This window comes from Mycobacterium gordonae, from assembly GCF_001417955.2.
Classification (GTDB): Bacteria; Actinomycetota; Actinomycetes; order Mycobacteriales; family Mycobacteriaceae; genus Mycobacterium; species Mycobacterium gordonae_B.
The window spans coordinates 202,612-215,693 of sequence record NZ_LKTM01000112.1; the positions used below are offsets into that span (position 1 = coordinate 202,612).

Genomic DNA, 13,082 nt, shown 5'->3' on the forward strand with positions numbered 1-13,082 from the left:
GACCGTCGGCGGGTCCACACTTGTGCCATGAATGTCAGTGATTTCATCACCCCAGCCCCAGCGCGGGAGGCGTGATGGCGCCCGCCGGCCCCGAGCCCCGCCGCCCGCTCAACGGCCTCTCGGACGTGCGGGCGTTCTTTCACACCAACACCACACCGCTGTACTTCATCTCGCCGACCCCGTTCAATCTGCTGGGCGTCGACCGCTGGATCCGGAACTTCTTCTATCTGACGTACTACGACGCTTTTGAGGGCACCCATTCGCGCGTGTTCGTGCCCCGGCGGCGAGACCGCCGTGATTTCGACTCCATGGACGAGGTGTGCAGCCACCTGCTGTCCGATCCGGAGACGCTCGACTTCATCGCGGGCAAAGGCCCCGGGGGTAAGTGCTGCTTTGTGATGATGAACGAGGAAATCCAGGCCCTGGCGCGGTCGGCGGGCTTGCAGGTCATGCATCCGCCGATCGAGCTGCGCGAGCGCCTGGGCTCCAAGATCGTCATGACGCGGCTGGCCAATGATGCGGGTATACCGAGCGTGCCGAACACGATCGGACGGGCCGGCTCCTACGACGAATTGCTGACGCTCGCGCAGGACGCCGGTCTGGGCGATGACCTCGTCATCTCGATCGCCTACGGCAACGCCGGTAGTGGGACGTTCTTCGTGCACGGTCAGCGCGATTGGGACCAGCACGCCGGTGATCTGGTCGGGCAGGACCTCAAAGTCATGAAGCGCATCCGCAATGTCGAGGTGTGCCTCGAGGGTGCCGTGACCCGCCACGGCACCGTGGTCGGCCCCGCGATGACGAGTCTGGTCGGTTATTCGGAGCTGACGCCGAGCCGGGGCAGCTGGTGTGGCAATGACATCTGGCACGAGGTGTTGCCGCCGGCCCAGACCCGCGCCGCGCGGGAAATGGTGACAAAGCTGGGCGACGTCATGCGCCGCCAGGGTTACCTAGGCTACTTCGAAGTGGACCTGCTGCATGACCTCGACTCCGATGAGCTCTACCTCGGCGAGGTGAACCCGCGCCTGTCCGGCGCCAGCCCGATGACGAACCTGACCACCGAGGCTTACGCCGACATGCCGCTGTTCCTCTTTCATCTGCTCGAGTACATGGACGTGGAGTACGAGCTCGACATCGACGAAATCAACTCGCGCTGGGAGCGGGGCTATGGCGAAGACGAAGTCTGGGGTCAGGTGATCATCACGGAGACCTCGCCGGAAATCGAGATCTTCACCGCGACGCCGCGCACCGGGGTATGGCGCATCGACGACGACGGTCGCGTCTCCTTCGCGCGGACCGCCAATGACTGGGCCACCCTGCTCGACGGCTCCGAGGCCTTCTACATGCGCGTCGCGGCGCCGGGCGACTTACGTTCCGAGGGTGCCCAACTCGGCGTGCTGGTCACCCGTGGACACCTGCAGACCGACGACTATCGGCTGAGCGACCGCTGCCAACGCTGGGTCAAAGGCATGAAGGCCAAGTTCACCTCGACGCCCCTGACGCCCGCCGCCCCGATCGTCTCTCGGCTCGTCGCACGAGCGTGAGCGCCCCGGCCGGCATCTCTCTGGGCAACTGGCTGGCGGCGCCCTACGCGAAGTGGTCGTTCCAGCACGTCGAAGACTTCGTGCCGACCGCGGTCATCTCGCGGGGGAGCGGGCCGGTCGCGGAGTTACCGGTAGCCGAGGTGCCGTTGGGGGACATTCCGGTAGCCGGCAACGGTGGGGTGGCCACCACCGTCGGCGCGGTGATGCTCGCCACCGCCACCGACGGGTGGGCCGTTGCCCACCGCGGGTCCATGGTGGCCGAGGAATATCTCGACGGCATGCAGGCGCAGACCCGGCACCTGCTGTTCTCGGTCAGCAAATCCCTGGTGGCCGCGGTCGTCGGCGCGCTGCACGCCACCGGCGCCATCGAGCTTGACGCGCCCGTCACGAAATTCGTTCCGGCCCTGGCGGATTCCGGCTATGGCGGAGCTACGGTGCGCCACCTGCTGGACATGAGGTCCGGAATCGCCTTCTCGGAGAACTACGACGATCCGGCCGCGGAGATTCACCGCCTCGACCAGGCGATGGGGTGGGCACCCCGCACCGGTGCGGACGCGCCCGCCACGCTGCACGACTTCCTGCTGACGCTGCGACGCAAATCACCGCACGGCGGTCCCTTCGAATACCGCTCGTGCGAAACCGATGTGCTCGGCTGGATCTGCGAGGTCGCCGGCACCCGGCGGATGCCTGAGCTGATGTCGGAACTGTTGTGGAGTCGCATCGGCGCCCAGAGCGATGCCACCATCGGCATCGACGCGGCAGGAACCGGACTGTTCGACGGCGGCATCAACGCCTGTCTGGCCGACATGATCCGCTTCGGGTCGCTGTTCCTGCGCGACGGCGTCTCATTGACCGGTCATCAGGTGTTGCCGACTGCGTGGATCGCCGACACGCTGCAGGGCGGTCCCGACTCGCGACAGGCGTTCGCCGCGAACCCCGACAACAACGAGATGCCCGGTGGCATGTACCGCAACCAGATGTGGTTTCCCTACCCCGGCAGCAATGTCGTGCTGTGCCTGGGTATGTGCGGTCAGATGATCTACGTGGACCGGTCGGCGGAGATGGTCGCCGCCAAGCTGTCCACCCAGGCGCACTCGCACGAGCCGCACATGGTGGACACGCTGCGCGCCTTCGACGCCGTAGCGCGCGAACTACGGTGCAGGTAATCGGCTGCACCGCAACACGATCAGCGGCGGGGAATCAGCGGGCTTGATCGCGGTCGATAACGAACCGCCGGTCACCGTTCGGGCGGCATACAATCCGAAGCGAACCGGACCCTTGGTCACGACAATCGCGCTGTGGCCTGATCACCCGCAGGCGAGGTCATGAAAAAGCGCTATAAGGGACAAACTCCGAAGGCTTGGCGCCCCGACCGGGAAATGCCACGGTGCCCCGGCTATGACTACGCCGTGAGATCCGGTGCCCACGTCCGGAAAGTGCGCGCCGAGTTTCGCGCCCGGTTATTTTTATATCTCTCGGGTTGGCAAGAAGGGTCCGAACAGGGGATCCACTGACGGGTCAGACGACCCCAACTGCGGGAAACGGCTGAATTCCGGGTAAACCATCTCACAGCACCGGAAATTGAAACTGCACCCGCAGCTCGACAGATTGGAGAATAATGACCACCGCCGCATGCGATTCCTTCGCACCAACGAAGTTTCCGTTTGTGAAGAATCTGATTTTGCCGGTGCCGGACGGTAATTGCAAACTCGTCGTATCAAATCCAGCGCTCGACCCTACTTTATGGACCGAATATCTCGACGGCGCGGTTCGTAGCTACACCGAACACGGCGTAGAGCGTACTTTGAATATCGACGCTGTCCGGGATGGCATGGACACCCGATTGTTTTACGCGGCGGTGGACGGCCGGGGTGCTGTCGTCGGGGGTGCTCGCGTCGTAGGCCCGCTGTGGTCGGCCGATGATTCTCATGCTGTGATCGAATGGGAGGGTAGCCCCGGAGCGATCGCGGTTCGGAAGATGATCGACGATCGGGTGCCGTTCGGCGTCGTCGAAGTGAAGACGGCATGGGCGGACAGTGCTTCTCGCCACCGTGGTGCCATCGCGGCGGCCCTGGCACGCACGGCGCTGCCGAGCATGGCACTGCTGGGGGTTCAGTTCGTGATGGCGACGGCGGCCGCCCACGTGCTGGACCGGTGGCGCGCGTCGGGGGGAGTGGTGGCTGCGACGATCCCCGCGGTGGCCTACCCGGACGAGCGTTACCGAACCAAGATGATGTGGTGGGACCGCAGCACGATCGCTAACCATGCTGACCCCAAACAACTCTCGAGAATGTATACGGAGACAAGCGAGCTTATGAGGGACGCGGAGGCGTTGAACGGACTCGGCATGGCCGGCGCGGGCGCCGCCAGGTGACAAACGCGCACGACGGCGAGGACTGCCAAGCGCTCGTCCTGTGCGACGGCGACCCCGAGGACCGCCGTGCACTCGACCGGCTCCGGGCGGATCCGGATATCCAGTGGATCGACCGGTTCGAAGAACAGCTGGATACGGGACGGCGCTCGCTACCGGCGCCGGACCCGGATCTGCTGAGTGAAGCGAGGCGGTGGGTGTACTACCCGTGGCGCCGTGTGGTGGCCGCCATACTCGGGCCCCGGGCCTTCCGGGCGGTGCGCCTGGACCGCAACCGACACCTCATCACCGCGCAGGAGCAAGATATTTTGAACGGGCTGCGGGTCGGTGTCGTCGGCGTCAGCGCCGGCCACGCGATTGCCTACACACTCGCTACCGAAGGCGCCTGTGGCACGCTACGACTGGCTGATTTCGATGAGCTGGAATTGTCGAATCTCAACCGGGTGCCCGCAACCGTCCTCGACATAGGCCTCAACAAGGCGACCGTCGCCGCCCGGCGGATCGCGGAGTTGGACCCGTATCTCAAAGTCGAGGTGGTCGCGTCGGGGCTTTCGCCGCAGTCGATCGAGGAGTTCCTTGACGGGCTCGATGTCGTTGTCGAGGAATGTGACTCGCTGGATATGAAAGTGCTGCTGCGGCAAACGGCGAAGGCCCGCGGCGTCCCGGTGCTGATGGCGACCAGCGACCGAGGCCTGATAGACGTCGAGCGCTACGACACCGATCCCGGGCGACCGATTCTGCATGGTCTGCTGGGTGACATCGACGCGGGCCGGCTGGGCGGTCTGACGACCCGGGAGAAAGTGCCGTACATACTCAATATTCTTGACAGTCAGCAGCTTTCAGCACGTGGCGCGGCCTCGCTGGTCGAGGTCGGCCAGACGTTGGCGGGCTGGCCCCAGCTGGCCGGCGACATCTGGGTAGGTGCGGCGACGGTGGCGAGCGCCGTGCGCCGAATCGGCCTCGGCGAGCCGCTTGGTTCCGGCCGGGTCCGGGTCGATGTCAGTGCCGCGCTGGATCGCCTCGATGAGCCCGCGCTGGCCAATGGCACGAAGGCGGTGACGCCGCAGGTGGCGATGGCCACCGCGCCGGACGCGCGACGGCCGGTGAGCGAGGCGGTGGCCGAGGCCGCGACGTACGCGCCCTCCGGCGGCAATGCGCAGCCCTGGCATGTTGTGGCCGAACAGGATTCGCTCACCGTGCGATTGGTGCCAGAACGCACCTCGATGATGGACATCGCCTTCCGCGGCAGCGCGGTCGCACTCGGTGCGGCGATGTTCAACGCCCGGGTCGCGGCGGCGGCTCACCAGGTTCTGGGGCCCGTCGAATTCGACACGAGGCAGCCCGGCTCACCGTTACAGGCGACACTGAAGTTCGGCCGGGGCGAGGACCCGAGTCTGGCCGCCCTCTATCAGCCCATGCTGCTTCGAGCTACCAACCGTTACTGTGGCACGCCCACTCCGCTGGACGCCGCGACCGCGGCCATGCTCCAAGAGGTCGCGGCAAACGAAGGCGGGCGGTTACGGATGTTGCTGTCGCGCGATGAGATCGAGCGGGCCGCAGCCATTTTGGCCGCCGCCGATCGCATTCGCTATCTCACCCCCAGGCTTCACGAGGAGATGATCTCCGAGCTTCGCTGGCCCGGGGATCCGTCGGTGGAGACCGGCATCGACGTGCAAAGCCTGGAATTGGAGCCCAGCGAGTTGCGCGTTCTCGAGTTGGTGAGCCGCGCCGATGTCATTGCAAGCCTGGCGAAATGGGATGCGGGTGGGGCTCTCGGGACCAACATGTCCGAACGCGTCTCGGCGAGTTCGGCACTCGCCGTCGTCTACGTCCAGGGCGCCGAACTCACCGATTTCGCCCGCGGCGGTTCGGCCATGCAGGCGGTGTGGATCGCCGCGCAGCAATGCGGCCTGGCTGTGCAACCGGTGTCGCCCGTCTTTCTCTACGGCTGCACGAAGGAAGATCTGCAGAAGGCCGCACCACACTTCGCCGCGGAGCTGCACCAACTGCAGCAGGAGCTGCGCGGCCTGGCCCAACCCGGGGGAGACGAGCACGAGGTCCTGGTATTCAGACTGTTTCACGCCCCGCCGCCGTCGGTGCGCAGCCGCCGGCGCCGGCTCGGAACCAACTGAGAGTCTCGAACATCGACAATGCACGACTACGCCACCCCGCACCGGCTTGACCAGATCGTCACCGCCGTCGCCAATCAACTCATCGCCGCCGACGCCGGCACCTCAGTCGACGTCAGCCGGCGGGTACTGGCCTACCTCGTGGACCAGCTGGGCGTGGACGTCAGCTTCCTCCGGTACAACGACCACGACATCGATGCGACGAAGCTGGTGGCCGAATGGCCGCCCCGCCACGACATACCGGATCCCGATCCACTTGCGGTGATCTACTTCGCCGACGCCGACCCGGTTTTCGCGTCAGCCCAGCACGCCAAGGAACCACTCGTCCTGCGGCCGGACACGGAATCGGACGACTATCAACGGCGCATCCGGGAAGGCCGCCAGATCATGGCCACGTCGTTGGCCGCCGTCCCGCTCATCTCTGCCGACGTCACCACCGGGGTGCTGGGGTTCGTCAAATACGGCGACCGGGAGTGGCACCAGGCCGAGCTCAACGCCCTGACCGCGATCGCCAGCCTGTTCGCTCAGGTCCAGGCTCGGGTGGCCGCCGAAACGCAGCTCCGCCACCTCGCCGACCATGACGACCTGACCGGCCTGCACAACCGTCGGGCACTGCTGGCCCATCTCGACCAGCGGCTGGCCGCCGGTCAGACCGGCCCCGTGGCGGCGCTGTTCCTCGACCTCGACCGCCTCAAGACCATCAACGACTACCTGGGTCACGCGGCGGGCGACCAGTTCATCCAGGTGTTCGCACAGCGGCTGCGCACCGCGTGCCTCAGTGACAGCGTGATCGCGCGACTCGGCGGCGACGAGTTCGTCATCGTCCCGCCCGCGCCGATGAGCGCTGACGCCGCGGTGCGGTTCGCCGAACAACTCAGCGACCAGTTCAAGGAACACGTTTCCATCGGAGGCGAGGTGCTCACCCGCACCGTCAGCATCGGCACCGCTTGCGCGACGCCCGGGATAGACACACCGTCGAACCTCATCCGCCGGGCGGACCAGGCCGTCCTGGCGGCCAAGCATGCCGGCGGCGACGGCATCGCGACCTTCACCGAAGACATGTCCCAGCGAAGCGAACTGCGCAACGACATCGAGCTGCACCTGCGCAGCGGCATCGAATCCGACGCTCTGCGATTGGTGTACCTTCCCGAGGTCGACCTGCGGACCCGCTCGATCATCGGCGTGGAGGCCCTGGTCCGGTGGCAGCACCCGACCCGTGGGCTGTTGCCCCCCGACTTGTTCATCCCGGTCGCCGAATCGGTCAATCTCGCAGGCGAACTGGACAGGTGGGTGTTGCGTTCGGCCTGCCGGGAATTCGCGGACTGGCGGTCTGCCGGGCTCGGCCGTGACCTGGTGCTGCGGATCAACGTCTCGCCCGGTCAGCTGGTCACCGGCGGATTCGTCGACTTCGTCGCCGACACGATCAACCGGCACGGTATCGGCGCCTCCTCGGTGTGTCTGGAGATCACCGAGAACGTCATCGTTCAGGACCTGCAGACCGCCCGCGCCACCCTGTCCGGCCTCAAGGACATCGGAGTGCGGATCGCCATCGACGACTTCGGAACCGGATACAGCGCCATGTCGCTCTTGCAGACGCTGCCGATCGACACGCTGAAGATCGACAGGTGTTTCGTGCGGCGACTCGGCACCGACTCCAGCGATCTCGTCATCGTGCGCGGGATCATGGTGTTGGCCCAGGGGTTCAACCTCAACGTGGTGGCCGAAGGCATCGAGACCGAGGCCGCGGCCCGGGTGCTGATCGATCATCAGTGCTACCGCGGGCAGGGGTTCCTGTACTCGCCGCCGGTGACCGGCGCGGCCATGCGCGGCCTGCTCGCCGGCTAGCCGCGGAGGTCTCGACCAGCGCATTTCATCGCCGCTGCGGTATCCCTTCACCGCCGTTTGACACGAATTCCCGTGGGTATTCACGGGGCCGCGGTTGAGGAGGGACATGATCACGACCAGTGGGCTGCACCCGGCGGCGGCCGTCGCGCCTGATGCGCAAGAGCCACTCGCGTCACATCTGTCACTTGAGGTAACCGACGCCCCAGTCGGCGCCCCCGGCACGACTCGAACGTGCGACCTAGGGATTAGAAGGCCCTTGCTCTATCCACCTGAGCTACGGAGGCAATGCGCAGGTCAGTCTATCCAAAGCCGAAAAATCAAGGGGCGCAGGCGACACAACGCGCCGGAAAAGAGTTTGAGTGCGCCGGAAATGGGCTATGGTGTGAGCCTCGACACACGTACAACACCGGCCGGTCATCGGCCGTTAACCGCAGCGTGGCGTGTGCCTGACGTCGAGGGGTGTGCTTAGCAATGTGTATTGCAAGTGTGACCGCGCGGTGCTCGCAAGCGGGTGCCGAGGCGTTGCGCCAGGGCGCGCAGCTCGCGGCTGACGCCCGGGGCATCTCCCGGGCCAGCGCGGTGCTGCTGCGTGGCTCACCGTTCGCCGTGGGCTGGATTGCCGGCTGGCTGGCCACCGAGTTCCCGCCGCACGTGCTGACCGGCCATGCGCTGTCCCGGGTGGCGCCGCCGGCGATCAACCGGGTCGGCACCACGTGGGCCGCGCAGCGCGCGGACCGTGCGCTCACCGCAGCCCTCGAGGCGTCGTTCGGGTCCGACTTCCGTGACCAGGTTTTCCACCCGACCACCAACCCGGCGCTGAGCGTGCGCCGCGGCATCCTGCCCAAGCCCAAGCCCGGCCCGCACCGCCGCTACGCGGCGAAGACGTCGGACATCTCCTACGGCCCGGGTGGCACCGAGCACCTGCTCGACATCTGGCGCCGTCCGGACCTCGCCCCCGGTCACCGGGCCCCGGTGTTGATCCAGGTTCCGGGCGGGGCATGGAGTGTCAACGGCAAGCGTCCGCAGGCCTACACGCTGATGAGCCGGATGGTCGAACTGGGCTGGATCTGCGTCTCGATCAACTACAGCAAAAGCCCGCGCGCCAAGTTCCCCGCACACATCATCGACGTCAAGCGCGCGATCGCCTGGGTCCGGGAGAACATCGGCGACTACGGCGGCGACTCCGACTTCATCGCCATCACCGGCGGTTCAGCGGGCGGGCACCTGGCTTCGCTGGCCGCCCTCACCCCGAACGACCCGACCTTCCAGCCCGGGTTCGAACGCGCCGACACCACGGTGCAGGCCGCGGCCCCGTATTACGGGGTCTACGACTTCACCGACTTCGACAACATGCACGAGCTGATGATGCCGTTCCTCGAAAACTTCGTCATGAAGGCCAGGTTCGCCGACCAGCCGGAACGCTTCACCGCGGCGTCGCCGATCTCCTATGTGCACCGCGACGCGCCGCCGTTCTTCCTGCTGCACGGCGACCGCGACCAGCTGGCACCCATCGGTCAGGCCCGGGCCTTCTGCGCGGCGTTGCAGGGAGCCGGGGCCCCCACGGTTGCCTACGCCGAACTGGCGAACGCGCACCACGCCTTCGACATCACCCCGACGGTGCGCTCCCGGCTGGCCGCCGACGCCGTCTCGGACTTCCTGGGTGTCGTCTACGGCCGGCGGGAGAGCGCCCTCATGGGCTCGTTCGCGCTGTCCGCCTCACCCGCCAGCTGAGCCGAGGTCGCCTCCGCACGCTGAGAGCACCCTCACTTTCACCACCGCCGCAACCGGACTAGCGTTGGGTGGGCATTCCGGTGGCGGGGCCTGATAGCAGGAGGTTTGATCAGCGGTGAAGGGGTTGACGTGTCGGGTGGCCCGGCTTTCGGGGGGTCGTGACCGTGGCTGAGGCCGTGGGATTGTCCGACGAGCTTGGGCCGGTTGACTATCTGTTGCACCGCGGCGAAGCGAACCCGCGGACGCGCTCGGGGATCATGGCGCTGGAACTGCTCGACACCACGCCGGACTGGAACCGCTTCCGCTCCCGGTTCGAGAATGCGTCCCGCAAGGTTCTGAGGTTGCGGCAGAAGGTCGTCGTGCCGACGCTGCCGACGGCGGCGCCGCGCTGGGTCGTCGATCCGGACTTCAATCTCGACTTCCACGTCCGGCGCGTGCGGGTGGCCGAACCCGGCACCCTTCGCGAGGTGTTCGACCTCGCCGAAGTCATGCTGCAGTCCCCGCTGGACATCTCCCGGCCACTGTGGACGGCCACGCTCGTCGAAGGACTGGCCGACGGCAGAGCGGCCACGCTGCTGCACCTGAGTCATGCGGTCACCGACGGGGTCGGCAGCGTCGAGATGTTCGCCGAAATCTATGACCTGGAGCGCGATCCCGAGCCCAGGCCACTGCCCCCGCAACCGATCCCGCAGGATCTGACCCCCAATGACCTGATGCGCCAAGGCATTAACCACCTGCCCATGGCGCTCGTCGGCGGCGCGCTGGGGGCGTTGACCGGAGCCGTGTCGGCCGCCGGGAAGGCGGTGCTCGATCCGTTGTCCACGGTGTCCGGGATCCTCGGGTACGCCACGTCGGGGGCACGGGTGTTGAACCGGGCGGCCGAGCCCTCGCCGCTGCTGCGCCGGCGCAGCCTGGCCAGTCGCACCGAGGCGATCGACATCCGGCTTGCCGACCTCCACAAGGCGGCCAAGGCCGGTGGCGGGTCCATCAACGACGCATATCTGGCCGGTCTGTGCGGCGCGCTGCGGCGCTACCACGTCGCCCTCGGTGTGCCGATCAGCACACTGCCGATGGCGGTTCCGGTGAACCTGCGCGCCGAAGGCGATGCGGCGGGCGGCAATCAGTTCACCGGAGTCAACCTCGCCGCCCCGGTCGGCACGGTCGATCCGGTGGCCCGGATCAAGAAGATCCGGGCACAGATGACGCAGCGGCGGGAAGAGCCCGCGATGAACATCATCGGGTCCATGGCACCGGTGCTCAGCGTGCTGCCGACCGCGGTGCTGGAGGGCATCAGCAGCTCGGTGATCGGCAACGACGTGCAGGCCAGCAACGTCCCGGTCTATCCGGGCGACACCTACATCGCCGGCGCAAAAATCATGCGGCAGTACGGTATCGGCCCGCTGCCGGGCGTGGCGATGATGGTCGTGCTGATCTCCCGGGGTGGCTGGTGCACCATCACCGTGCGCTACGACAGGGCAGCGGTGCAGAACGACGAACTGTGGGCCCAGTGCCTGCTGGAGGCTTTCGACGAGATCCTCGCGCTGGCCGGCGATCCGCCGCCGCACGCGATTGCGGCATCGTTCGAAGCCAAGCAGGTCGCCTCCGCACGATCGGTGTCGGGCTCGTGAGCGCCGCCGACGAGAAGGACGCGGCGGTCAAGGACCTGCGGTTGCCCGGTTCGGTGGCCGAAATCATGGCCAGCCCACCGGGTCCGAAGGTCGGGGCGTTCTTCGACCTGGACGGAACACTGGTCGCCGGCTTCACCGCGGTCATCCTCACCCAGGAGCGGCTGCGCCGCCGCGACATGGGGGTGGGCGAGCTGCTGAGCATGATCCAGGGCGCGCTCAACCACACCCTGGGCCGGATCGAGTTCGAGGAACTGATCAGCAAGGCGTCCATGGCGCTGGCCGGTCGGCTGCTGGACGACCTGGACGAGATCGGCGAGCGGCTGTTCAATCAGCGCATCGAATCCCGGATCTACCCGGAGATGCGGGAACTGGTGCGCGCGCACGTGGCACGCGGCCACACCGTGGTGCTCAGCTCGTCGGCGCTGACCATCCAGGTGAACCCGGTGGCGCGGTTCCTGGGCATTTCCAACACGCTCACCAACAAGTTCGAGACCAACGAGGACGGTCTGCTCACCGGCGGCGTGATCAAGCCGATCCTGTGGGGTCCGGGCAAAGCCGCTGCGGTGCAACGCTTTGCGGCCGAGCACGATATCGACTTGAAGGACAGCTACTTCTACGCCGATGGTGACGAGGACGTCGCCCTGATGTACCTGGTCGGCAATCCGCGCCCGACCAACCCCGAGGGCAAGATGGCCGCCGTGGCCAGGCGCCGCGGCTGGCCCATCCTGAAGTTCGACAGCCGCGGCGGTGTCGGGTTGCGTCGTCAGATCCGCACCCTGGCCGGCTTCGGCTCGATGGTTCCGGTTGCGGCCGGTGCGGTGGGTCTGGGCCTGCTGACCCGCAACCGGCGGCGTGGGGTGAATTTCTTCACCTCGAACTTCTCCTCGTTGCTGTTGGCCACCTGCGGTGTGCATCTCAATGTCATCGGTCAGGAGAACCTGACCGCGCAGCGGCCCGCGGTCTTTATCTTCAATCACCGCAATCAGGTTGACCCGATCATCTCCGGTGCGCTGGTGAAGGACAACTGGGTCGGCGTGGGCAAGAAGGAACTGCAGCGCGACCCGATCATGGGCACGATGGGCAAGTTGCTCGACGGGGTGTTCATCGACCGCGACGACCCGGACTCGGCGGTGGAGATGCTGCGCACCGTCGAGGACCGTGCCAGTAACGGCCTGTCCATCGTGATCGCCCCGGAGGGCACCCGGCTGGACACCACCGAGGTCGGCCCGTTCAAGAAGGGGCCGTTCCGGATCGCGATGTCGGTGGGAATTCCCATCGTTCCCATCGTGATCCGCAATGCCGAGATCATCGCGTCGCGCAACTCCACCACCCTGAACCCCGGAACCGTCGATGTTGCGGTGTTCCCACCGATTTCGGTCGAGAACTGGACCCTGGACACGTTGTCCGACCGGATCGCCGAGGTCCGTCAGCTCTACCTCGACACCTTGGCGGACTGGCCGTACGACGGGCTGCCCGAGGTGGATCTGTCCGCGAAGAAGCGCGCGCCTGCCGCCGCCGAGAAAGCGCCCGCGAAGAAGGCTGCCGCGAAGAAGGCTGCGAAGAAGGCGCCCGCCAAGAAGGCGCCGGCCAAGAAGGCCGCCGCGAAAAAGGCTCCGGCGAAAGAGGTTCCGGCCAAGAAGGCCCCCGCGAAGAAGGCCGCCGCGAAGAAGGCCCCGGCCAAGAAGGCTCCGGCCAAGAAGGCTGCCGTCAAGCAACCTCCCGAGCCGACGCCCGACGTCACTCCGCACGAATCCAGCGTGGACCCGAAGTCCGTGAGTGAGAGGCGACAAGAGAACTCGGAGCAGTCCGACTCGTCGACCTCGCAGCCCTGAGG

Annotated in this window: 8 protein-coding genes and 1 tRNA gene; 8 read left to right on the forward strand and 1 reads right to left on the reverse strand. The window is 66.6% G+C overall.

Annotated features, from left to right (window positions below):
* The first annotated feature begins 74 nt into the window (after window positions 1-74).
* From AO501_RS11665 to AO501_RS11685, 5 genes are all read left to right on the forward strand, one after another.
* Window positions 75-1,544, forward strand: a complete 1,470-nt coding sequence (locus AO501_RS11665; RefSeq protein WP_055577851.1) for a biotin carboxylase — start codon at window positions 75-77, stop codon at window positions 1,542-1,544.
* Window positions 1,541-2,710 (forward strand): serine hydrolase domain-containing protein, encoded by a 1,170-nt coding sequence (locus tag AO501_RS11670; protein WP_055577852.1) that lies wholly within the window; start codon window positions 1,541-1,543, stop codon window positions 2,708-2,710. The genes AO501_RS11665 and AO501_RS11670 overlap by 4 nt, the downstream gene beginning before the upstream one ends.
* 452 nt (window positions 2,711-3,162) lie before the next feature.
* Complete coding sequence (locus tag AO501_RS11675) at window positions 3,163-3,918, forward strand: hypothetical protein (RefSeq protein WP_055577853.1); 756 nt, start codon at window positions 3,163-3,165, stop codon at window positions 3,916-3,918.
* The gene (locus AO501_RS11680) at window positions 3,915-6,047 is read left to right on the forward strand and encodes an Rv1355c family protein (protein ID WP_055577854.1); all 2,133 of its coding nucleotides are present in this window, start codon (window positions 3,915-3,917) and stop codon (window positions 6,045-6,047) included. Before AO501_RS11675 ends, AO501_RS11680 begins: the two co-directional genes overlap by 4 nt.
* Before the next feature lie 18 nt (window positions 6,048-6,065).
* Window positions 6,066-7,889, forward strand: a complete 1,824-nt coding sequence (locus AO501_RS11685) for a putative bifunctional diguanylate cyclase/phosphodiesterase (protein WP_055577855.1) — start codon at window positions 6,066-6,068, stop codon at window positions 7,887-7,889.
* A 210-nt stretch (window positions 7,890-8,099) separates the two neighbouring features.
* On the opposite strand, the gene AO501_RS11690 is transcribed toward AO501_RS11685, so the two are convergent.
* A tRNA-Arg gene (locus AO501_RS11690) sits at window positions 8,100-8,173 on the reverse strand.
* A 187-nt stretch (window positions 8,174-8,360) separates the two neighbouring features.
* Between AO501_RS11690 and AO501_RS11695 the strand changes: the two genes are divergently transcribed.
* The 3 genes from AO501_RS11695 (at window position 8,361) to AO501_RS11705 (ending at window position 13,080) form a co-directional block, all read left to right on the forward strand.
* Window positions 8,361-9,620 carry an alpha/beta hydrolase gene (locus tag AO501_RS11695; RefSeq protein ID WP_055577856.1) on the forward strand — a complete coding sequence of 420 codons (1,260 nt, stop codon included), beginning with the start codon at window positions 8,361-8,363 and terminating at the stop codon, window positions 9,618-9,620.
* A 158-nt stretch (window positions 9,621-9,778) separates the two neighbouring features.
* Window positions 9,779-11,248: a WS/DGAT/MGAT family O-acyltransferase gene (locus AO501_RS11700; RefSeq protein ID WP_055577857.1), complete on the forward strand. Its 1,470-nt coding sequence runs from the start codon at window positions 9,779-9,781 to the stop codon at window positions 11,246-11,248.
* Window positions 11,245-13,080: an HAD-IB family hydrolase/lysophospholipid acyltransferase family protein gene (locus tag AO501_RS11705; protein ID WP_055577858.1), complete on the forward strand. Its 1,836-nt coding sequence runs from the start codon at window positions 11,245-11,247 to the stop codon at window positions 13,078-13,080. The genes AO501_RS11700 and AO501_RS11705 overlap by 4 nt, the downstream gene beginning before the upstream one ends.
* Window positions 13,081-13,082 lie beyond the last annotated feature (2 nt).

Excerpts from the sequence above, each read along its gene's own strand:
- AO501_RS11665 (WP_055577851.1), top strand. The coding sequence starts at position 75 with ATGGCGCCCGCCGGCCCCGAGCCCCGCCGCCCGCTCAACGGCCTCTCG.
- AO501_RS11675 (WP_055577853.1), top strand. The coding sequence starts at position 3,163 with ATGACCACCGCCGCATGCGATTCCTTCGCACCAACGAAGTTTCCGTTT.
- AO501_RS11685 (WP_055577855.1), top strand. The coding sequence starts at position 6,066 with ATGCACGACTACGCCACCCCGCACCGGCTTGACCAGATCGTCACCGCC.
- AO501_RS11695 (WP_055577856.1), top strand. The coding sequence starts at position 8,361 with ATGTGTATTGCAAGTGTGACCGCGCGGTGCTCGCAAGCGGGTGCCGAG.